Raw genomic sequence first — 20783 nt, 5'->3', positions numbered from 1 at the left:
TATGGCTATTCTCGTTTGTGGTGGTGCCGGATATATCGGTAGCCACACCGTCTGGGAACTTCTCGATCACGGAGAAGAGATCATTGTCGCTGACAACCTCGAAAAGGGTCATAAGGCTGCCCTTCAGGGGGGAAAATTGATTAAAGGTGATCTACGGGATAAAGAGTTTGTTCGAAAACTCTTCCGAAAGCATGACATTGAGGGAGTCATCAACTTTGCTGCTTACATCGAGGTGGGTGAATCAGTCCAACTTCCTATGAAGTACTACCATAACAATGTGGTATTAAGCCTCAATATCCTCGAGGCTATGGCTGAAGCCCATACCCCTTACCTGGTATTTTCTTCCACAGCCGCCACGTATGGAGCTGTAGAAACAAGCCCCATCACCGAAGACTTCCCCACTATTCCTACCAATCCCTACGGGGAAACCAAACTCACCGTGGAAAAAGCCATCAAATGGACAGCCCAGGCACACGGATTGAAATACGTGATCCTGCGGTACTTTAACGCAAGTGGTGCCCATCCCAGCAGCAAAATTGGGGAAGACCATCACCCTGAAACCCATCTCATTCCCCTCGTGTTGCAGGCTGCCCTTGGCAAGCGTCCTTCTATCAAGATCTTTGGAAACGACTATCCCACCCCGGATGGAACATGTATTCGTGACTACATCCATGTGTGTGACCTCGCCCAAGCCCATTACCTTGCCCTTCAGCACCTTCGAAGTGGAAAAGAAAATACCACCTGTAACCTTGGCAACGGTCTTGGCTTCTCTGTCAAAGAGGTTATCGAAACCGCTGAAAAAGTCACCGGCCTCAAGATCCCTCAAGAAATGGCACCACGACGTCCTGGCGATCCCCCTGCTTTAGTAGCTTCCTCGGATCGAGCCAAATCCCTCCTCGGCTGGAAACCAAAATACGCCGATCTTGCCACCATTATCGAAACCGCCTGGAACTGGCATAAAAATCACCCCAACGGATACGGGGACAAAAAATGACCCCACTGGTGATCGAAAACCATATACTCCGCCTTGCCGCCCTGCCCCAGCTTGGTGGCAAGGTTATCTCTTTTTTTATCAAACCCATCCAAAAAGAACTCCTTTTTCAACCACAACGTTCCTATCGAATTCCTTCCCTGGGAGATAATTTTGCCGATTATGACACCTCGGGATGGGACGAAATGCTTCCCACCATTGATCCCTGTCAGTGGAAAGACACCATCCTTCCCGATCACGGCGAACTCTGGTGTCAACCATGGGAGATGAGCGCTTCTCTTTCTACCCTTACCGGAACCATCCGCTGTACCACCCTACCACTTCTCTTCTCGCGAACTATCCATCTCGATAACACTACCTGTACCGTTTCCTACACGATACAAAACCTCTCCGATATTCCCCAACCCTATCTCTGGGCATGGCATGCCCTCTGGGACAGTCGTCATCTTACCCTTGATCTCCCCGGCGTATCACACGTGATTCCTGTGCATGAAAACACCTTCTTAGGTCCCCGGGAAAACCCTGTCCCCTGGCCTATCGCAAACAACCATGACCTGCGAACACCATCCACCTGGGAGGGCAAAAAAACAGCCAAGATTTATCTCCCCCCTGATCTTTCTATCCACCAGGCCTTTTTACGGTGGCCAGAGGTTTCCCTCCACGTAAGGTGGCAAAGTGAAAAGCTCCCCTACGTCGGCGTATGGTACAACCAGGGTGGATTCAAAAACGAATACAACCTTGCTCTTGAACCAGCAACAGGCTACTATGACCGTTTAGATGAAGCTTTTGCAAGAAACATGGTAAGTGTTCTTCCCCCTCACGACAGCCATAGCTGGGAGTTACACCTCACTATCCTCCTCTGAAAGTTTCCACAGCTCATGAAGGGAAAGCTTTCCCCACGAAAGATCGTACTGCAAACGAGCTCTTCGTGGACTCTCGCCACTCACAAAAACCCGCCCCAGTCCATGAAGCTGCTGCTTGAGAAAACGGATCTTTTTCTTCAGTTGCTTCACATCCTCCATTTCCATACCCGCGAGGGCCGTAAACGGCTTGGGAACAAGGGGATTCACATCCACGATAACCTCAGGCACATACCCAAAGATTTTTGCCTGACTCTTGGAGATCTCCACCATCCGTTTTATGAGATCCACCATTGCGATAAGATCGTCTTCAGTTTCTCCGGGCAATCCTACCAGAAAATACAGTTTAAGCCGCTTGATGCCCACTTTCGTAGCCTCTTCTACTCTCTTTAAAAAAATCTCGTTGGGAATCATTTTACGAATCACACGCTTCATCCGCTCACTTGCCGCCTCGGGAGCAAGAACAAGCGTCTTTTTTTCGTTGGCAATAATCTTATCCAGAAGTGACGAAGACAACGTCTCCACACGAAAAGCAGAAAAAGAAAGTTCAAACCCCATGGCATTAAGATCATCGATAATACCTTCAAATTCCGGATGGTTCGTGAGTGTCGCAGCCACCAGCCCAATCCTCGTGGTATGACCGGCATAATGTTGAGCTATGGTGCGAATCTTTTCCCTCGAAAAAGATTGATACTTTCCATAGAGATGAGAAACCAGGCAAAAGGCACACTGATAGAGGCAGCTTCGTGAAACCTCAATCAGTCCCCTCATCGGGAACTCGTTTTCTGGTGTAAGAATGACCGTATGGAGAGGAACTTCGACAGGATGAGAACAAAAAGAAAGATGGTGCGTCCCTATATCCTCGGCTAAAAAAATCCCCTCTTTGGTTTTGAGTCTCTTTTCCCATCCTTCCCCACTCACAAAAGCTTCTACCAGGTAGAGAAGCGCCAACTCAGCATCTGTAACCACCACGACGTCAGCTATTTCCCGAAGGTAACCAGCCACGAGGGTACAACCAATCCCCCCAACGACAAGAGGTGGGGCTTTTCTTTCTTTTCGAAGAAGAGGGATGCCGGCATGCAAGAGCATCCGAACAAGCACCACCACATCCACCTCAAAAGAAAGACTTGCCATCATCACATCAAATTCTTCAAGTGGTCTTCCTGTCTCATAGGAAAGGGGTCTCACATCCCCCTCATAAAAAAACCTTTCCACCGAAAGAAACGGATAAGACTGAAGGAGATGATAAACCCCCTGAAAACCCAGCGAAGCCATCCCTATCTCATACCTTTGAGGAAAGATGAGCGCTACCCGTAAAAGTATCTTCTCTTTGGGATAGCTATACAGAAAAACCTCATCTGGCCTTCTCATGCCAAAAGAGACTCCCTCATCGCAAGACGCTTGTCAATCATATACTCAAGAAAATCAATGCCTTCACGGATCTCCTTTCGAAGAAATGTCAAAAGCTTTTGATCCACTTCGTTTACCGACAAAAGCTTCTGAATACTCTCCTGCATGGTCATCTCCACAAGCCTTGCCAGGATGGGATCCTCTTTTACCACTTCCAAAAGCTCCCGCTCTGGCTCCTTTTTGGCCAGGAGTTGTCGAAGTTTCCCCAACCGTCGCCTCACGTGATCCAGGACATGCTCAAAAGCCTCATCCGACCCCTTCTCAACCACTCTTACAGAAACATCATAAGCCTTTGAGGGTTGAGGAACCTGTTCCAAAACCTCTTTCAAAGGAAGATGTTTCATCCCCTCGATAAACATTCCACCCTCTGTCGCGTTCATCACCTCTTTTGCCACCTCTCTACAGCGTCGCACAAACCAATCCTTAAAAGTAAGAAATTTTCTATCGGTTAACACCGTGCTTTGCCTATCCCATCCCCTCACCTCAATTCTGTCAGAAAAGGTCTGGGAAGAGGCATTGTACCCCTCATACGTATGATAACGATCGACAGACGCAAGGAGTTTGTCCTCCAGGATATTGTGGGGAGTATGGGTCTGCCTCCACGAATACGCCAGGTCCTGCCCTACAAAAACCAGAGGTTCACACCCTAGTTGCACCGCAAAATCAAAAGCTGTCGTCGAAACTGATCCCCCACATTGAAGTTCTCCCTTTTCTCCCCAGAGATGCGAAAAAACACGGTACACAGGAAGCACCGTATCATAGAGAAACACCCGATCAAGGGGATAATGAACCAATGTCAGAAACGAAGCACCACTATCCAGGATAAGAAAAGGTCGTTGTTTTGCCGCAAGCAGGTAGAGCGCATTCTTATCCTGGGGATCAACACTCACCACAAAATCCGCCTCAATCCCTACCCTATCCAGATACGACAACACGGTATCCGTCGCAATGAGAATCCAATGCCTTTTTTTTGCCTCCTTGAGGAGAGAAGCATTTTTTACCAGTGAAGGACCTGCCCCGATGATCACGGCAGGGTAACCCTTTCCACTTCCAAAAAGCTCTTTGACCCCCGGTAAAACCGGATAAAAAACCGAGTTTTTAAGCACATTTCTCACCCAAAGCTTCTGAAATCGTCTGGCCGTTGCCTGATTGATCTGACGCCTGGAAAGATAGGCTGTCAGCATTCCATGGAGTCTATCATACACCTCAGGAAAAAGGATCGCATACGGCCTATGGATAAAAAGATTGAGTTCTCCGATCCCCTCCTCCGCGAGGTAGTCAAGAAGGATCTGGGGATCCCCCCGGAAAACCTTCACCCTCCCCGTCGCCTCAAAACGCCTGAGAATCTCCCCATTCCACGGGGCAAAACTCTCATCATGTTCGTAGGCAATCACCGTATAGCGGGTAGACGTCAAGATATAGTCCACCACATACCCCAAACCCACTCCCGCAACCACTACCACAGGGATAGCAGAATTAAAATGCTTCACAATCCTTTCTGCTTCCCGATAGGGATATGCTGAATGAAGGGAAACCTCTTTCTCCCCCAGTCGCACCCTCAGATTCGGAAATGCCCCTTCAATCTTTTCTATCTGCATCCAGTATACCTCCCGAAAAGACAATCCGCACCGCCTCTTCCCAGGCAAGGTTCGTTTTTTCTATATGAGTCTCTTCAAGCATCAAAAGATATCCTGTTGTTGGAAACGGGGCTGTAGGAATATACACCACATGGAGAATTTTTCCATCAAAAGATTCCGGTAATACATCCTGCTTCATCGTTCCCATGAGAAATCCCAGACTCTTTGTCCTCTCACCAGGAAAATCCACCAGAACCACCGAGGCAGACGTTTCTTTTTCCCTCTCCTGGACAAGAAAACCTGAGATCTGCTTCAAAGCCCCATAAATCGTCCCTATCCCGGGAAAACTCTCAAAAAATTGTTCGAGAATTCCCCTGAACCATTTCCCCAAAAACGTTTGCAAAAGCACACTTAAAATAACGAGAAAAACCACAAGCGCCAGGAACGTCAAAAGCTCAAGAATCCAGAGATTAAAACGAATAAAAGCTTGCAATCCCAACAGTTGAACAATCATCTCCATGAAACGATGAATGGCAAGAAAAAGCCACTTGAGAAGAAAAAAAACCGCCATCACTGGCCCAACGACCAGAAGTCCCTCGATAAAACGATTACGAAGAAAACGCCATATCCTTTTCACAATTTCCTCCGTATATCCTTGATAATCCCCAAAGAGACCAGAAATGCGGAAGCCTGATCGACTGTTGTAGAAAGTTTGGTCACATCCTTCTCCTCAACGAGAATAAGAAACCCCGAAGAAATATTTGGAACCCCCGGCACAAAAACCTTAAGCCATACCTTCCCACTTGGATCAAGAGACCTGGAACGCCCCATGACAAACCCCAGTGAGTACGCCTGATCATGAAAAGCCCTTACCAATACCACCTCACCCGTTCCCTTTTGCATCTCATCCCGTTCCCGAAAGAGAAACGAAAGCAACTGTTTAATAGCCCGATAAAAGACATTTACGCCAGGGAAAAGATCCATAACCTTATCGAGGGTTTTATGAAGCCACCGACCAAAAAAACCCTGAGCAATCATCCCCACCACCAAAACCATAAAAACAAGAAGCACAAAACTCCCGAGAGAAAGAAGCAGTTCTGTCTCAGGCTTTGATGGTTTTAACCAGAGAGACAAAATATCGACAGCCTTTAATACTTCCCTGAGATACCCAAACAGCCACACCATCACCCAGATAGTCACCCCTATAGGAAGAAAAAAAGCCAGTGACTGCAGGATACGTTTCACAAACGACGTTACCATTTTCTTCACCACTGTCCTCCCAAGTAATCAGTTTGGATCAACATGCGCCTCACAATGCGGGAAAACACCGGTGCTGCCACTTCACCCCCCGTATGTTTTTCGCCATGGATCCTGTTTACTGTCACAACAACAAGATATTGAGGATTTTCTGCAGGGAAAACCCCCATGAAAAGGGCACTAAAAAAATTCGGATAATAACCAGATCCATCCTCACGAGCAATCTGCCCTGTTCCTGTCTTGCCAGCAATCGCCATTCCCTCAATTTTGGCCGAGAGAGCTGTTCCCTTCTCACTTACCACCTTTTCCATCATATGGAGTACTCTTTGAGAAGCAGTAGATAAAAACACTCTCCTTTGCCGCAAATCTCCCCACCCATACACCAATACCGGATCAGCATACATCCCGCCACTAGCCACGGTTGCCAGAGCAAGCGCCAGCTGAAGGGTAGACACCCCTATCTCCTGTCCTATGGAGGTCATGTACTTCGAGAGCCCGGACCACTGAGACAGAGGACGAAGAATCCCGGATGCTCTCCCCGGTAATGGCACCATCGGCATCGTTCCAAAACCAAGATTGGTAAGGGTTTGATACCAGGCCGATACTTGAAACCTCTCTGCCACCTGCACCATACCTACGTTACACGATTTCTGGATAATCTCCGCAAGTCTCACCTGCCCGTGAGCAAATCCGTCTTTAATCCGGTATCCATACACTTCCGTTCCACCACCACAAAAAAACACCTCATCCTGGCGTACCAATTGCTGTTCAAGCGCAAAGGTAGATGCAAACACCTTCATGACGGATCCCGGTTCATAGACCATCGAAAGGGCATAATTGACCAATGTTCGATCATTAATCGTAGAAAAAACATTCGGATTATACGATGGCCAATCCACCATCGCCAGGATCTCTCTTCCCTGGATTTTGAGTACCAAAACAGTCCCATACTCAGCCTGAGCCTCTGTCACTCCCTTTATCAGCTCCTCAAGAGCAATACGACTCAACAAAGGATCCAGAGTAGTGTAGATATTTTTTCCTTCACCCAACTCTTTATCAAAAAAAAGCTCAAGCCCTGCCATTCCCTGGTTATCAATACTCACATGTCCTACCACTTTGGCAATTTCGAGAAAAGGATAATACCTCCCCTGCTGTTTGAGAAAACCCCAACTATCGTGCGGCCATTTTCCTTCATATTGCTGTAAAAGCGTCTCTATCTTCTGACGCTGAGAAAAAGAAAGTCTCCGTTTCAGATACACGAAATCTTTCCCGCCCGCCAGTGGTGCCAGATCCTCTTGCGTAAAAACACCTTCAAGATTCGAAAGCTTCCCTACCAACCATTGCCGCATTTCTTCTGAAAATCGTGAAGGCCTGACATAAAAATCATAATATTCCACATTCACCACAAGCGAATTGGTATACCGATCAAAAATCATTCCTCTTGGCAAGCTGCCTCTTTCCTCAACCAATAGCCGTTCCTCCGGCCAGAGAACAAGCACCATCACTCTATAAAAAATCAGTAAAAAAGCCAGCAAGAATAACAAAACAACGAGACTCGCCCTTCTATTCACCATAGTATCTTTATCCTACAACATAAAGTATACCAAAAAATCCAAAAAAAAGCGAATTTTTACCCTATCACCCAGAAAACAAACCATGCTTTCCTTGCTAAAAATTCTCTCTCCCCTTAAAATACATTGAAAACAGAAAAAAGGAGAGCCCATGCTGCCTGTTTCTATTCCTTTTCTGACGGCAAAGGTTTCCCTCTTCAATCGAGAAGATCTCAAAGAACACATCATCCAGACCCTTTATGAACAAAAACGTTTCCGAATCATCATCCTCGATGAAAAAAAGCTTTTTTCTTCTCTTTTTAACCGCGAGATGCGACGTATCATTCAACAAACAGAGGTTGTTCTCTGCGGCTCCCGTCTTATTGCATGGAGCATACGTCTTTTAACAGGACGTCATGTGGAAATATACTATCCTATCACCATTCTCCTCGATATTCTCGGTATTGCCAATGAAATGCAGTACTCATGCTATCTCCTGGGAGGAGACAAAAAAGTCGCCAACGAAGCAGCAAAACGTATCCGTCGTTCCTTCCCCAATGTCAGACTTCTTGGATATTACACCAACCAACTTAAAGAAAAACAATGGTTCGATGTCCTCATATCGATTCGCAAATCCTGTCCCCAGATCTTTATTGTCAGTTTTCCCAACAGTGTCTATCAAGAGTTCTGGATTACCAAAAATTTCTCCTATTTCTCACAATCAATTATTTTAGGTATAGACACTTCACTTGATGTCTTTTCTGGCAAAAAGAGTATGGGGGTTGTATGGGATGAAAAAAGAGGATGGAAAACCACTGGCTTCAAAATTGACCCCATCGCCTGGTTTCGTAGACTCGTTATCCTTTTCGTTACCCTCATGAACAAAATTTTTCATCGTGAGGAAGTGTAATCGTGCAGGAAAAACTCTGTGATCTCGCCATTATCATCGGAAAACAAAACAAAGAACTTCTCTCCTTGGATATCTACACCCAGGATTACCTTCTCCCATTTACCCCTCGTGTACGAACCATTGATTTTGTCGTTTCCTCTCTCTTAAATGGAAATATCCAGCCCCTCATCATCATCACACCCGACGATGCCGATCTCATCCATAACTATCTCATGACAGGCTATCCAGAAAACGAAATCTATGTTTTTAACCGTCAACAACTCGAAATAGAATTTCTCCCCTTTCTTGAAGAACTTAAAAAAGACCACACCATCAAAACGATTGGTATTTTTTACGGACATTTCCCCAACTGGTTTCTCATGCCTCAGGAAAAAAGTCTTCCCAATTATGCGCTTCTTTTGCATGAAACCCCACTCAACACCTTCCCTCTCGGAGTTATTCTTCCCCTCCGTGCGTTTGAAGATAGCCTGCGCGCCACTGCCCAAACCAATCTTTACAACTTTCTCGAAGGTATCATCGACACCCTCTCAAAAGAAAAACGGATGCACTTCATAAAACTCAAAGGATATTTTCGTCCCAATTATACATTAGAAGATTACTATCGTATTCATCTTGACTTGCTCGACGATTATTACTTTCTTGATCATATCAACTCACTTGTCCCCGTAAAACCATTCACCCGCCCCAACGTTTTCTCAAAAACCTATCGCTCTTCCCATGTCATCAATTCTCTTGTAGGAGAAGATGTCCACATCTATGGACATGTAGAAAACTCTATAATTTTTTCTCATGTCATCATCGAAAAAAAAGCCTTCATCAAAAATGCGATTATCCTCCCTCGTAATCATATCGCTAGTGAAGCCCATATCGTCAACACTATTATCGATGAATTTTCTCTCGACAACGTAAACCCAAACATAGGTGCAAAATCTCGCATAGGAAATGAATCACCCTCCCAAACAAACCTGCTTTTCCCGATGATCAATGGTTTTACCCTCATCGGAAAAGATACCATTCTCCCTGACAAAACCATCATCGGAGGAAACTGCTACGTAGAAAGCTTTCTCCCTCCTTCTGTCTTTAAAAAACATCATCACATAAAAGATGGAGAATGTGTCCTGTTAGAAGAGAAAACATAAAGTTTTATAAAACAAAAAACCGATAATATTAATAAAACACAAAAAAGGAGGCCATGTATGGCCACATTCAAACCTCACGTTCTTTTGGTGGCAACCGAGGTCTCTCCTTTTGCAAAAGTGGGAGGTCTTGCCGACGTTGTGGGCGCCCTGGCAAAAGAGTTTCACTCCCTGGGAAAAGGACGAATCAGTGTTGCCCTCCCTCGCTATAACGATGTAGACCGATTCCTCGCCTCACAAAATCTCACGATAGATAAAAGAGAAGAACTGACCATCAGTATAGGACATCAATCCATCACAGGGGCTATAGAACATTTTTCTTACAAGGGTATTGATATCTACCTCATCGATCAACCCCACTACTTTAAAAGAAATGGCATCTATTTCGATGAAACCTACAAGATAGACTATGCCGACAATCTCGAACGCATGACCTTCTTTACAAAATTTGTCTTTGAGGCACTGAAAGCCATCGATCTCAAAGTCGATATCATCCATGCTCATGACTGGCAGTGTGGTCTTTTCCCTTTTTATCTCAAAAGTCTCTACAAAATGGACGGCTTTTACAAAAACACCAAAAGTGTTTTTACAATCCACAATCTTTCGTATCAGGGGATATTTTCCGTAGAACAGTACGGCATTCTCGGTGTGGATTGGAAATACTTCACCATCAATGGGTTAGAATTCTATGGGCACATTAATCTCTTAAAGGCTGGCATCAATTTTGCAGACATGATCACGGTAGTGAGTGAAACCTATGCCAAAGAAATTCAATCTCCTGAGTTCGGCAACGGACTTGAAGGAATTATTCGTGAAAAAGCCACAAGTGGCCAGCTCATAGGCATTATGAATGGCGTTGACTACGAAGAATGGAATCCCGAAAACGATATCTATCTTCCCATTAAGTACAACAGCAAAAACCTCGACCAGAAAAAAAACTTAAAACTTGCCTATCTCAAAGAAAAGGGTATTGCGGATCCAGATCCCAATAGGCCCCTGCTTGGAATGGTTTCCCGTCTTGTTGACCAGAAAGGACTGGATATCCTCCTTGATATTATTCCCGCTTTGATGGAGCAGGGAATTTACCTCACTATCCTCGGTCAGGGCAAAGAAGAATACGAAATAAAACTCAAGGATTTTGCGCGTCACTATCACCCCAACATGATGGTATCTATCACCTTTGATATAGCCGAATCCCACAAGATCATTGCAAGTTCGGACATGCTTCTCGTCCCCTCACGTTTTGAACCTGCTGGACTCACCCAGTTATATGCCATGTCTTATGGTACGATCCCTATCGTTCGAAAAACAGGGGGGCTTGCTGACTCGGTAACTCATGGTAAAACAGGGTTTGTCTTTGAACCCTATACCCCCGAAGCTCTGTTGAGTATTGTTTCTCAAGCAATCGCCACCTACAAACAAAATCGCTCCGCCTGGGAAAAACTCATGCATAATGCCATGAAAGAAGACTTTGGGTGGAGAAAAAGTGCACTCAAATATATAGAAATCTACAAACAACTCATGCAAACACAATGAAACACTTTCTCCTCATATACTATGCACTCGCCACATTTTCTGGCATCATCGGATTCACGCTTATTATTTTGATGATAGCTCAAAACCTGCGCAAGCTTGCCCTTGTGTACGCTACGTTTATCAGCGCCTTTTCCCTTCTTATTCTCAACATTCTCCTCCAGTACTATGGATACTTTATCCTTAACCAACCAGAAACTCCTTCAAAGCTCTGGATCATGACTCTTATCATCTTTGTTTCAAAGAATCTGTTTTTCCTGGGGTTCGGTTTTACTATGTTTTTTCTCTTTAAAAATGAAAAACTCGGGAAATTTTTGAGCTTTCTGGAATTTACTGCAACTTTTTTGGGTATAGTTTTTTCCCTTTGGCTCTTTTCTCAGGGATTTACAGACAAAAATCTCAAACTCCTTCTTTTCTTTGATCAGTGGATATGGGGAAGTGCACTCGTTGTTTTTCTCAGCACCACCCTCTTTTTCCTCTGGTTAAAGAAACTTCCCGATCTTACCCACATTCTTGCTTCTCATATTCGGCACTTATTAATCCTCACTACCTTTTTCCTGCCTCTTTTTTTGGTCGATAACCTCTGGGAGCTCTTTCAGGTCCAGTGGAAAATACTCCCCCGTTGTTTTAACTTTAGCCCTCTCTACTATACCCTATGGAATTTTATGACCTTCGCAGCCATGATTCAATTCCTCATTGAACGAAAACTCTGGCTTAACGAACTGATCTACCCCATTCCCGAAAAATGGGAAGGTATCCACCTATCTAAGAGAGAGCGAGAAATTATAAGTCTCCTCATTCAGGGGTATGATAACCCAATCATTGCCTCAAAGCTCTATATCACCGAACACACTGTCCGAAACTATATCTCCCGTCTCTATGAAAAAACCGAAACCTCAAACCGTATCCAGCTCATCCAGAAGTTCTCTTTTCTTTTACAAAAATAATACAGCCCATCTTCTAACCAGGTGATAAAAATGCTAACCAGATAATAAAAAAGGCTGCCCTTTCGGACAGCCCTGCAGGTATAATCTGGTTTCCTCATTATTTAAGGATATGATCCTCAGCCTTCCAGATGTCTTTGTTGTACTCGATGATAGTACGGTCACTGGAAAACTTCCCGATGCGTGCCACATTGAGAATAGATTTTTTCGTCCAAGCAAAGGTATCAAGATATGCCTCGGAAACCTTCTTCTGGCAATCAGCATACAGCTGAAAATCTGCCAAACAAAGATACGGATCACTGTAAAGAAGATTGTCGACAATAGGTTTGAAAAGATTTGGATCCTCACCCTGAGAGAAGTAACCACTTGCAATAAGATCAATCACTTTGCGAATATTTGGGTTGGTCTCGTAATAATGATAAGGATGGTATCCCTGTTTTTTCAGGGCCTCAACCTCATCTACCTTGAGACCAAAAATAAAGATATTTTCCATACCCACTTCTTCCGCAATCTCAACATTGGCACCATCAAGGGTTCCAATGGTCAGTGCCCCATTCAAGGCAAACTTCATATTTCCCGTACCACTTGCCTCTGTTCCTGCTGTTGAGATCTGTTCAGAAAGATCCGAAGCGGGAAAGATTTTCTCAGCGAGAGAAACCCGGTAGTTTGGTAAAAATACCACCTTCATCTTGTCACCCACAACTGGATCTGAGTTGATCACTTTAGCAATATTGTTTATAAGCTTGATGATCATTTTAGCCATAAAGTAGCCTGGTGCTGCCTTTGCGCCAAAGATAAACGTCCTCGGAACAAAATTCATAGAAGGATTTTCTTTGAGCTGATTGTACAGATGAATGATGTGAAGGGCATTCAAAAGCTGTCTCTTGTATTCATGGAGACGTTTCACCTGAACATCAAACATGGAATCCACATTCACCTGAACCCCTGTTTCTCTGGCAATGATTTCAGCAAGTTTTACCTTGTTTTCACGCTTGATGTCCTGCCACTTTTTATGGAAAGCTTTGTCCTCAGCAAACTTTTCAAGACCACGAAGTTTAAAGAGATCAATAGTCCATTCATCGCCAATGTTCTCTGTAATCAGGGTAGAAAGTTTCGGGTTAGACTTGAGAAGCCAGCGTCGAGGTGTAATCCCGTTTGTCTTGTTGTTAAAGCGTTCCGGGAACATCTCATAAAAATCGTGGAAAAGTTCCTTCTTCAAAAGCTCTGTATGGAGGGCAGCAACTCCATTGATCGAATGGCTTCCCACTGTAGCAAGCCATGCCATGCGCACGTATCGCTCCCCACTCTCATCAATCAGTGACATACGACGAAGTCGATCAACATCTCCAGGGAAACGACGGGAAACCTCTGCAAGAAAATCAGCATTGATCTTGTAAATAATCTGCATATGTCTGGGAAGAAGTTCCTCCATCATCGCCACTGGCCATTTTTCGAGAGCCTCAGGCATGAGGGTATGGTTTGTATATCCAAAAACCTGCTGGGTAATCTTCCATGCCTCTTCCCAAACAAGTCCCTCTTCATCCACGAGAAGTCTCATCAGCTCTGCCACCGCGATAGCAGGATGGGTATCATTCAGCTGAATAGCCACCTTTTTGGGAAAATCCTTAAAATCTTTATGGTGCTTCTTATAACGGCGTAAAATATCCCAGAGAGAAGCCGCAACAAACAGATACTGCTGTTTCAATCGAAGGATCTTTCCTGCAACACTGTTGTCATTAGGATAAAGAACCTTGGAAATATTTTCAGAGAGGTTCTTTTCTTCTACGGCATCGATATAGTTCCCCGCATTGAAATCATGAAAATCAAACTCGTTTGTTGCACGAGATGTCCACAGTCTCAACGTATTCACCACATCATTCTTGTATCCTGGTATAGGTACATCAAAAGGAATAGCAAGCACATCCTGAGTTTTCTCCCAGATATATCGTTCATAACCATTCGCATCCCTTTCTACACGAACATTCCCGTAAAATCGCACACGAAGCTGAAACTCACAGCGCTCCACTTCCCAGGGATAACCAAGCTTCAACCAATCATCTGGTTCTTCAACCTGATAACCGTTCACAAACTTTTGATTGAAGATACCATAATCGTAACGAATACCATAACCATAACCAGCCATGCCGAGCGTTGCCATCGAATCCAGAAAACAAGCTGCAAGTCTTCCAAGACCACCATTTCCAAGACCTGCATCTTTTTCTTCTTCTCTGAGCACGGCAATATCAAGGCCAAGCTCTTTCATGGCAACCTCTGCTTCCTTTTCAATGCCCAGATTCACCAGAGCATTCCCCAAAGTACGTCCCATGAGAAACTCAAGTGACAGATAGTAAACACGCTTCACATCCTTGTTATAATAGGTTTGCTGGGTTTTAATCCAGCGATCAAAAAGCATGTCTCGAACGGTATACGCAAGACTTAAAAAATTGTCGTAATCCGTAGCCGTATACTCATCCTTTGCCAGAGAATAGTGACGATGTCGTAAAAAACCCTCTTTGATTTGCTCCACCAGTTCTCTGTTCAACCCTGTGGAGGTTGTTTTCTTCGGCATACCACACTCCTTTTTTTGGATTTTTGGTAAAAAATAAGGTGTGAGTATTTTAATGACAATGAGAAAAAAATGCAAATTTCCGAATTGCTTCATAATAAAAGTACTCGAAAAGGGAACGTTGCTTCAAAATAAAAAAGTACTTTAAATTTGTGTAAAATAATCCAGTTCAAAGAACTGGAGGTACAAGGTGGAGTTAGCGATGTTTGAAAGGAGACCTATTTACAGGGAAACGGCAAAACAATATCAAAAAGCCAGCAAAAAGGAAAAAATGGAGATACTGGATTATTTTGTGAGGATAACAGGCCTAAAAAATCGAAACTATGCCGCCAGGCTCTTGAGGCAGCACGGAAAAACCATCTATGTAGGCAAGAAAAATTACCTTAAAGCCGATATAGCCAAAAAGGGCAAAAGACCTGGCAGAAAGAAAAAATTCGGCGAAGAAGAACTAAAAATGCTAAAACAGGTCTGGGAAATTGAAAACTACATGTGTGGCAAACGTTTAAAGCCAATTTTAAATGAAGTTTTAGATAATCTCTTAGCAAACGGACATCTCCACGGTTCTCCACAGGCCATAGAGAACTTGCGCCATATAAGTGCTTCAAGTATTGACCGACTTTTGAAACATGAGCGTAAAAAGCTTGAGATAAAAGGACGAAAAGGTACAAAGCCTGGGCACTATTAAAGCAACAAATAGCTATACGCACGTGGGCAGAGTGGGATGAAAATTGCCCTGGGTTCATGGAGATTGATCTGGTAGCCCATGAGGGAAAATAGCCGGGAGATTTTGCTCAAACATTAAATATGGTGGATGTTTGGAGCGGTTGGACAGAACTTGTGGCAATCAAAACAAAGCTTCAAAATGGGTAAGAGAAGCCATAGAAAAAGTCCAAAGAAGACTTCCTTTTGAGTTACGGGGAATTGATTCTGATACAGGTGCTGAATTTATTAATCATCCTCTACGCGATTGGTGTGAGAAGCACAGATAAAATTTACAAGGGGAGAAGCTCCCGTTCCAATGATAACTGCTACGTTGAGCAGAAAAACTATTCCATAGTCCGCCAGAATGTTGGATACTTCCGCTACGATACCGAGGAAGAAGTCTACTACTTGAACCGACTCTATGCGTATCTCAGGCTTTATGCCAACTTTTTTCAACCGGTTATGAAAATGACAGAGAAAAAGAGAATCGGAAGCAAGGTGCAAAAGAAGCATGATGATATTAAAACTCCCTACCAGCGGCTTTTAGAAAGCTCTTATGTAAGTGAGGTACAAAGGGCACGCAACAAGGCTTTATAAGGCTCTCGATTTGTTTCACCTAAGACAAAAAATTACGGCTTGCCAGAGAAAACTTTACAGCCTTCAAAAGAAAAAGAATGTAAAAAACAAAAATTTGGAGGAAACTGTATGGAATTTTTGAGTACTTTTTTTTATGAGGCAATGATTCGAATTTCGAGTACTTTTTTATTTGACGCAACGGGATTTTCGAATTGCTTCATAATAAAAGTACTCGAAAAGGGAACGTTGCTTCAAAATAAAAAAGTACTTTAAATAATGTAAAATAATCCAGTTCATGGCTCGACAAGGTGGCTCGACAAACTCGCCAACCGTGGCTCGACAAGCTCGCCAACCACCGTGGCTCGACAGGCTCGCCAGCCGGAATTGGGGTGGCGATGTTTGAAAGGAGACCTATTACAGGAAACGGCGAAATGATATGCTGAGCTTGTCGAAGCAGAGTATCAAAAGCCAGCAAAAGAAAAAATGGAGATACTGGATTACTTTGTGAGGATAACAGGTTTAAAAAACCGAAACTATGCCGCCAGGCTCTTGAGGCAGCACGGAAAAACCATCTATGTGGGCAAGAAAAATTACCTTAAAGCCGACATAGCCAAGAACAAAAGACCTGGCAGAAGAAAAAATTCGGCGAAGAAGAACTAAAAATGCTAAAACAGGTCTGGGAAATTGAAAACTACATGTGTGGCAAACGTTTAAAGCCAATTTTAAATGAAGTTTTAGATAATCTCTTAGCAAACGGACATCTCCACGTTTCTCCACAGGCTATAGAAAACTTGCGCCATATAAGTGCCTCAAGTATTGACCGACTTTTGAAGCATGAGCGTAAAAGCTTGAGATAAAAGGACGAAAAGGTACAAAGCCTGGGCGCTATTAAAGCAACAAATAGCTATACGCACGTGGGCAGAGTGGGATGAATTGCCCTGGGTTCATGGAGATTGATCTGGTAGCCCATGAGGGAGGAAATAGCTGAGGGAGATTTTGCTCAAACATTAAATATGGTGGATGTTTGGAGCGGTTGGACAAGAACTTGTAGCAATCAAAACAAAGAAGCTTCAAAATGGGTAAGAGAAGCCATAGAAAAAGTCAAGGAAGACTTCCTTTTGATTTACGAGGAATTGATTCTGATACGGTGCTGAATTTATTAATCATCCTCTGCGTGATTGGTGTGAGAAAAGAACCAGATAAAATTTACAAGGGGAGAAGCTCCCGTTCAATGATAACTGCTACGTTGAGCAGAAAAACTATTCCATAGTCCGCCAGAATGTTGGATACTTTCGCTACGATACCGAGGAAAAGTCTACTACTTGAACCGACTCTATGCGTATCTCGGGCTTTATGCCAACTTTTCAACCCGGTTATGAAAATGACAGAGAAAAGAGAGAATCGGAAGCAAGGTGCAAAGAAGCATGATGATATTAAAACTCCCTACCAACGGCTTTTAGAAGCTCTTATGTAAGTGAGGCACAAAGGAGCGCCTAACAAAGGCTTTATAAGGCTCTCGATTTGTTTCACCTAAGACAAAAATTACAGCTTGCCAGAAAACTTTTCAGCCTTCAAAAGAAAAAGAATGTAAAAACAAAAATTTGGAGGAAACTGTATGGAATTTTTGAGTACTTTTTTTTATGAGGCAATGATTCGAATTTCGAGTACTTTTTTATTTGACGCAACGGGTAGATAAAGCTTAATAATCAACACCCCTCGCTCCCAACAACCTTTTTATTGAGTCTCCACAGGTCGCCGACCATCCGTGGTCGGCTTGGTTCAGGGGAATGCGCTGGAAGTAAGTCTTTGCACTTCGGTTCATTTAGGACTTTATTTGTGATTTTTGTAACTTAAAAAATTAAGTAAACATTACGAGCTGAGTAACAACTATTCACCACAGCTTTGTAACATTTATTTTTCGTAATAAGATTTACCAATTTTTACTTTGACTCTCTCTCCTTTGTCATCCATAAAGGGACATATTAAATATCCATCTTCATTGATATAAAAAAATACTAAAACCCCACTTTTATCTTTTGCTATAATAGAATTCTTAAATCTATACAATTCACCACATATTATTACATCTTCTTCATTAGACTTTAGCTTTCTACTATATGTCCCATTTTGCAAGGATAAAATGACTTTAATAAAAATTACTTTAGAATCCATCCCTTAATTGTGGTTTCATTAGAAATTACATTTCGATCAATAATTCTAGTGTCAATAAATATCCAATTATTGGTAAAGCTGATTGGAATAATGTTATAATTAATCCCTAACGTAAAAATTGTCCTTGATTCATTTTTGGGTTCTTTTTTCAACTCCACCTCATTTTCTATTACAATTAAAAATTTATTATAGTATTTAGTTACTTCCATTGAATAGAAAAGATTTGAATATAATATTACCAATAATGTTACCATCCTATACATATATACCTCCAAGCTTTAATTTATTAAAAAATGAAGATGATTCCTATGCAGCCAATAGTTATTTGCATTATTATATGTGGTAGGATCCTGCTCTCTCCAGTCGTTAACATGATATTCTGGTCTGCTAACTAGTCCATACATATGCCATGGATCAAGTACTTGACTAACTCTCGAATCTTCCATTAACAAATTAAAAAGTGCTGCTTGAAATGCACCTTGAGTTTCTCCATTTACATTGTTAAAATTATATTGTTGACCATTAATACTTATAGAAGTTATATCTATTCCCCTTCCTCCTCTATGACTACCCCAATTCCTCCACAAACTCGATACCTCCACAGCATCAACATTTACAGCATGCGCATTATCTATAAGCACAAGCACAGCTCTCGGATCCATCCCCCCTGTCGCAAGATTAATCGGAGTATTCCCCATGCCCGCTTTTTGCGCCTGTGGACTAAAATTATATTTCGACATCCTTATCTCAATTCCATCTACATTCGAGATATAATAGTCGCCCTCTACCCTGTAGTCCATTAATTGTTCCTTATATAAAATCCCTAGCTCCTCCTCTACACTATTCAATCTATTTGTCAATTCTGTTAATCTTTGGGCAGAATTTAACATCCCACCATAACCTCGCCCATAAACATTTGAATTTAACTCATTGTTTATCTCATCACTTATACTTTCCCTCTCTCGTTTTAACCCATCTATCCGATATTGCCTCTCCACTCTCTTATTCCACTGCCATACCTCATAGCTATCTTCAAATTGTCTCCTATCCACTTCACTCATAGTTGGAGCATACATTGCGGCATTTCTCATCAGCTCATACTCAGCTATCTGTTCTTCCGTAAGTGAATTAGTACCGTAGCCTCCATAAGCTTCGCTATTTTCTGCCCAGAGTTTGTTTCTTCTTTCGATAGCTTTGCGGCTGGACTTTATTTTAGTATAAATCTAATACCTATCACCTATATTGAAATTTTACAAAACCTAGCTTATTGTATAATAAATATAGAATTATGTCAATAAATAAAGTTTAATAATAAACACCCCATGCTCCAACAAACATCCTGTTGAGTCTACGCAAGGTCGCCGTACATCCTGTACGGCTTGCTTCAGTGGAATGCATGGGAAGTAGGCTTCTTATGCTTCGTTGCCTTATCGCCTTGTTGTACTTACAGGGGTTACTCTTCCTTCAAATATATATCCACCACCCAGCCTTTAATAGTATTACCCTTCTTATCCTTAACGCCTGTGTCTATGTATACCCAATTACCCGTCCTGTCTCCAATCGTAAAAGTAACATCCGACCGCTCGAGTAGCTTTACCCTTGCACCCTTCTTTAGCTTACATAACACTGCTGAGTTTGTAGATGGTTCGGCAAGCACGTTTACATTGTCGCCGGTGAGAATGTAATATATTTCAGGACTTAAATATAAATCTAACACCCAGCCCTTTATTGTATTACCCTTCTTATCCTTAACGCCTGTGTCTATGTATACCCAATTACCCGTCCTGTCTCCAATCGTAAAAGTAACATCCGACCGTTCGAGTAGTTTTACCCTTGCACCCTTCTTTAGCTTGAATAGTACAGCCGAGTTTGTAGAAGCTTCGGAACGCACGTTTACATTGTCGCCGGTGAGAATGTAGTATGTTTCAAATACAAACGGTTTATCAGACTGTGCCCATTTGGGAAAGTCAGATTTGTTGGTGAGGACTTCTACACGTGAAACAAAAGGAGAAGGTATTTCCACTATATTATTTGAATACCAAAAAAACTCCATATGGTTAAACGAGAAAAAGTTCGTATTTGCCTTGCATAGATATACACTCCCACCATAATATGAGGGTTCATCTCCGTATTTATAACTAAAAGTTCCGTCTTTGTAAATTCTATAACTAATTCCATCTTCAGAATATGCAATTAAAATAAACATCTCATTCATTTTACTTACTTTTTTAAAATCTCCCTTTCCAACAAGGTGTCTTCTTTCTACCCAACCTTTATGAGTTAAATATTGCCATCTATTATTTACTTTTACCATATTTTCAGATATAGGAATATATGTATCAATATAAATCCATTCTTTTCTCACATTATTAGATAAAAATATAAACTGAGTGTTACTCAAAATCCTAATACGTCTGAGTATGGGAATTCTCAAAACTTCTTTTGAATTTATATCTGGTTTTTCAAATAAAGGGACATTATCGTTAATTACAAAAACTTCCCCCAGTTTGTTGAACGGTTTTATATCATCAGCAAACAAAAAAATGTGCGTACCTAAAAAACATACAATGCTTATAGTAAAAATTATTTTTCTCATATA

The 20783-nt window shown here is 42.5% G+C and carries 23 protein-coding genes; 14 read left to right on the top strand and 9 right to left on the bottom strand.

What is annotated here, in order from left to right; genetic code table 11:
- The first annotated feature begins 1 nt into the window (after nucleotide 1).
- Together galE and KDW03_RS08070 are read left to right on the top strand one after the other, a co-directional pair.
- Nucleotides 2-994: a UDP-glucose 4-epimerase GalE gene (gene galE / locus KDW03_RS08075; protein ID WP_271434573.1), complete on the top strand. Its 993-nt coding sequence runs from the start codon at nucleotides 2-4 to the stop codon at nucleotides 992-994.
- Entirely contained in the window at nucleotides 991-1854 is an 864-nt protein-coding gene (locus tag KDW03_RS08070; RefSeq protein ID WP_271434572.1) for an aldose epimerase family protein, read from the top strand. Before galE ends, KDW03_RS08070 begins: the two co-directional genes overlap by 4 nt.
- On the opposite strand, the gene KDW03_RS08065 is transcribed toward KDW03_RS08070, so the two are convergent.
- From KDW03_RS08065 to KDW03_RS08045, 5 genes are read right to left on the bottom strand one after another with little or no spacing between them, the layout of a single operon-like run.
- Nucleotides 1831-3222 carry a B12-binding domain-containing radical SAM protein gene (locus KDW03_RS08065; protein ID WP_271434571.1) on the bottom strand — a complete coding sequence of 464 codons (1392 nt, stop codon included), beginning with the start codon at nucleotides 3220-3222 and terminating at the stop codon, nucleotides 1831-1833. The two genes, KDW03_RS08070 and KDW03_RS08065, sit on opposite strands and share 24 nt — an antisense overlap.
- Nucleotides 3219-4859: a motility associated factor glycosyltransferase family protein gene (locus KDW03_RS08060; protein WP_271434570.1), complete on the bottom strand. Its 1641-nt coding sequence runs from the start codon at nucleotides 4857-4859 to the stop codon at nucleotides 3219-3221. The genes KDW03_RS08065 and KDW03_RS08060 overlap by 4 nt, the downstream gene beginning before the upstream one ends.
- Complete coding sequence (locus KDW03_RS08055) at nucleotides 4840-5475, bottom strand: DUF502 domain-containing protein (RefSeq protein ID WP_271434569.1); 636 nt, start codon at nucleotides 5473-5475, stop codon at nucleotides 4840-4842. The genes KDW03_RS08060 and KDW03_RS08055 overlap by 20 nt, the downstream gene beginning before the upstream one ends.
- Nucleotides 5472-6098 (bottom strand): DUF502 domain-containing protein, encoded by a 627-nt coding sequence (locus KDW03_RS08050; RefSeq protein ID WP_271436485.1) that lies wholly within the window; start codon nucleotides 6096-6098, stop codon nucleotides 5472-5474. Before KDW03_RS08050 ends, KDW03_RS08055 begins: the two co-directional genes overlap by 4 nt.
- A gap of 5 nt (nucleotides 6099-6103) precedes the next feature.
- Nucleotides 6104-7543 carry a peptidoglycan D,D-transpeptidase FtsI family protein gene (locus tag KDW03_RS08045; RefSeq protein ID WP_271434568.1) on the bottom strand — a complete coding sequence of 480 codons (1440 nt, stop codon included), beginning with the start codon at nucleotides 7541-7543 and terminating at the stop codon, nucleotides 6104-6106.
- A gap of 274 nt (nucleotides 7544-7817) precedes the next feature.
- On the opposite strand from KDW03_RS08045, the gene KDW03_RS08040 reads away from it, so the two are divergent.
- The 4 genes from KDW03_RS08040 to KDW03_RS08025 are packed head-to-tail and all read left to right on the top strand — an operon-like array spanning nucleotide 7818 to nucleotide 12171.
- Nucleotides 7818-8555 carry a WecB/TagA/CpsF family glycosyltransferase gene (locus KDW03_RS08040; RefSeq protein WP_271434567.1) on the top strand — a complete coding sequence of 246 codons (738 nt, stop codon included), beginning with the start codon at nucleotides 7818-7820 and terminating at the stop codon, nucleotides 8553-8555.
- Nucleotides 8556-8557: 2 nt separating this feature from the next.
- Entirely contained in the window at nucleotides 8558-9694 is a 1137-nt protein-coding gene (locus KDW03_RS08035; protein WP_271434566.1) for a GlgC family sugar phosphate nucleotidyltransferase, read from the top strand.
- A gap of 57 nt (nucleotides 9695-9751) precedes the next feature.
- The gene (gene glgA / locus KDW03_RS08030; protein ID WP_271434565.1) at nucleotides 9752-11227 is read left to right on the top strand and encodes a glycogen synthase GlgA; all 1476 of its coding nucleotides are present in this window, start codon (nucleotides 9752-9754) and stop codon (nucleotides 11225-11227) included.
- Entirely contained in the window at nucleotides 11224-12171 is a 948-nt protein-coding gene (locus KDW03_RS08025) for a helix-turn-helix domain-containing protein (protein ID WP_271434564.1), read from the top strand. The genes glgA and KDW03_RS08025 overlap by 4 nt, the downstream gene beginning before the upstream one ends.
- Before the next feature lie 97 nt (nucleotides 12172-12268).
- On the opposite strand, the gene KDW03_RS08020 is transcribed toward KDW03_RS08025, so the two are convergent.
- Nucleotides 12269-14737 carry a glycogen/starch/alpha-glucan phosphorylase gene (locus KDW03_RS08020; protein ID WP_271434563.1) on the bottom strand — a complete coding sequence of 823 codons (2469 nt, stop codon included), beginning with the start codon at nucleotides 14735-14737 and terminating at the stop codon, nucleotides 12269-12271.
- Between the two features lie 199 nt (nucleotides 14738-14936).
- Between KDW03_RS08020 and KDW03_RS08015 the strand changes: the two genes are divergently transcribed.
- The 8 genes from KDW03_RS08015 to KDW03_RS07980 all read left to right on the top strand — a co-directional run bounded on the left by KDW03_RS08015 (nucleotide 14937) and on the right by KDW03_RS07980 (nucleotide 17166).
- Complete coding sequence (locus tag KDW03_RS08015) at nucleotides 14937-15419, top strand: hypothetical protein (protein ID WP_271434562.1); 483 nt, start codon at nucleotides 14937-14939, stop codon at nucleotides 15417-15419.
- Nucleotides 15420-15549: 130 nt separating this feature from the next.
- The gene (locus KDW03_RS08010; protein WP_271434561.1) at nucleotides 15550-15723 is read left to right on the top strand and encodes a hypothetical protein; all 174 of its coding nucleotides are present in this window, start codon (nucleotides 15550-15552) and stop codon (nucleotides 15721-15723) included.
- Nucleotides 15707-16033, top strand: coding sequence for a hypothetical protein (locus tag KDW03_RS08005; RefSeq protein WP_271434560.1), 327 nt, complete (start codon nucleotides 15707-15709; stop codon nucleotides 16031-16033). The genes KDW03_RS08010 and KDW03_RS08005 overlap by 17 nt, the downstream gene beginning before the upstream one ends.
- Nucleotides 15999-16154, top strand: coding sequence for a hypothetical protein (locus tag KDW03_RS08000; RefSeq protein ID WP_271434559.1), 156 nt, complete (start codon nucleotides 15999-16001; stop codon nucleotides 16152-16154). Before KDW03_RS08005 ends, KDW03_RS08000 begins: the two co-directional genes overlap by 35 nt.
- Before the next feature lie 166 nt (nucleotides 16155-16320).
- Complete coding sequence (locus KDW03_RS07995; protein ID WP_271434558.1) at nucleotides 16321-16455, top strand: hypothetical protein; 135 nt, start codon at nucleotides 16321-16323, stop codon at nucleotides 16453-16455.
- Nucleotides 16456-16495: 40 nt separating this feature from the next.
- The gene (locus tag KDW03_RS07990; protein WP_271434557.1) at nucleotides 16496-16672 is read left to right on the top strand and encodes a hypothetical protein; all 177 of its coding nucleotides are present in this window, start codon (nucleotides 16496-16498) and stop codon (nucleotides 16670-16672) included.
- A 2-nt stretch (nucleotides 16673-16674) separates the two neighbouring features.
- On the top strand, nucleotides 16675-16869 hold the full coding sequence (locus KDW03_RS07985; RefSeq protein ID WP_271434556.1) for a hypothetical protein: 195 nt from the start codon (nucleotides 16675-16677) through the stop codon (nucleotides 16867-16869).
- A 111-nt stretch (nucleotides 16870-16980) separates the two neighbouring features.
- The gene (locus KDW03_RS07980) at nucleotides 16981-17166 is read left to right on the top strand and encodes a hypothetical protein (RefSeq protein ID WP_271434555.1); all 186 of its coding nucleotides are present in this window, start codon (nucleotides 16981-16983) and stop codon (nucleotides 17164-17166) included.
- Between the two features lie 1002 nt (nucleotides 17167-18168).
- Here KDW03_RS07980 and KDW03_RS07975 read toward each other — a convergent pair.
- The 3 genes from KDW03_RS07975 to KDW03_RS07965 all read right to left on the bottom strand — a co-directional run bounded on the left by KDW03_RS07975 (nucleotide 18169) and on the right by KDW03_RS07965 (nucleotide 20780).
- A complete protein-coding gene (locus tag KDW03_RS07975) occupies nucleotides 18169-18447 on the bottom strand; it encodes a hypothetical protein (protein WP_271434554.1) in 279 nt (92 codons plus the stop codon).
- Between the two features lie 15 nt (nucleotides 18448-18462).
- Nucleotides 18463-19275 (bottom strand): hypothetical protein, encoded by an 813-nt coding sequence (locus KDW03_RS07970; protein ID WP_271434553.1) that lies wholly within the window; start codon nucleotides 19273-19275, stop codon nucleotides 18463-18465.
- Nucleotides 19276-19637: 362 nt separating this feature from the next.
- Nucleotides 19638-20780: an SH3 domain-containing protein gene (locus KDW03_RS07965; protein ID WP_271434552.1), complete on the bottom strand. Its 1143-nt coding sequence runs from the start codon at nucleotides 20778-20780 to the stop codon at nucleotides 19638-19640.
- Nucleotides 20781-20783 lie beyond the last annotated feature (3 nt).

It is taken from the genome of Thermospira aquatica (assembly GCF_023525255.1).
In the GTDB taxonomy this organism is placed as follows: domain Bacteria; phylum Spirochaetota; class Brevinematia; order Brevinematales; family Thermospiraceae; genus Thermospira; species Thermospira aquatica.
Note: the sequence above shows the minus strand (reverse complement) of the source record. Positions and strands in the feature narration are given on the sequence as shown.

Excerpts from the sequence above, each read along its gene's own strand:
- galE (WP_271434573.1), top strand. The coding sequence starts at position 2 with ATGGCTATTCTCGTTTGTGGTGGTGCCGGATATATCGGTAGCCACACC.
- KDW03_RS08070 (WP_271434572.1), top strand. The coding sequence starts at position 991 with ATGACCCCACTGGTGATCGAAAACCATATACTCCGCCTTGCCGCCCTG.
- KDW03_RS08065 (WP_271434571.1), bottom strand. The coding sequence starts at position 3,222 with ATGAGAAGGCCAGATGAGGTTTTTCTGTATAGCTATCCCAAAGAGAAG.
- KDW03_RS08060 (WP_271434570.1), bottom strand. The coding sequence starts at position 4,859 with ATGCAGATAGAAAAGATTGAAGGGGCATTTCCGAATCTGAGGGTGCGA.
- KDW03_RS08050 (WP_271436485.1), bottom strand. The coding sequence starts at position 6,098 with ATGGTAACGTCGTTTGTGAAACGTATCCTGCAGTCACTGGCTTTTTTT.
- KDW03_RS08040 (WP_271434567.1), top strand. The coding sequence starts at position 7,818 with ATGCTGCCTGTTTCTATTCCTTTTCTGACGGCAAAGGTTTCCCTCTTC.
- glgA (WP_271434565.1), top strand. The coding sequence starts at position 9,752 with ATGGCCACATTCAAACCTCACGTTCTTTTGGTGGCAACCGAGGTCTCT.
- KDW03_RS08025 (WP_271434564.1), top strand. The coding sequence starts at position 11,224 with ATGAAACACTTTCTCCTCATATACTATGCACTCGCCACATTTTCTGGC.
- KDW03_RS08020 (WP_271434563.1), bottom strand. The coding sequence starts at position 14,737 with ATGCCGAAGAAAACAACCTCCACAGGGTTGAACAGAGAACTGGTGGAG.
- KDW03_RS08015 (WP_271434562.1), top strand. The coding sequence starts at position 14,937 with ATGTTTGAAAGGAGACCTATTTACAGGGAAACGGCAAAACAATATCAA.
- KDW03_RS07990 (WP_271434557.1), top strand. The coding sequence starts at position 16,496 with ATGGAGATACTGGATTACTTTGTGAGGATAACAGGTTTAAAAAACCGA.
- KDW03_RS07985 (WP_271434556.1), top strand. The coding sequence starts at position 16,675 with ATGCTAAAACAGGTCTGGGAAATTGAAAACTACATGTGTGGCAAACGT.
- KDW03_RS07980 (WP_271434555.1), top strand. The coding sequence starts at position 16,981 with ATGAGGGAGGAAATAGCTGAGGGAGATTTTGCTCAAACATTAAATATG.
- KDW03_RS07975 (WP_271434554.1), bottom strand. The coding sequence starts at position 18,447 with ATGTATAGGATGGTAACATTATTGGTAATATTATATTCAAATCTTTTC.
- KDW03_RS07970 (WP_271434553.1), bottom strand. The coding sequence starts at position 19,275 with ATGAGAAATGCCGCAATGTATGCTCCAACTATGAGTGAAGTGGATAGG.
- KDW03_RS07965 (WP_271434552.1), bottom strand. The coding sequence starts at position 20,780 with ATGAGAAAAATAATTTTTACTATAAGCATTGTATGTTTTTTAGGTACG.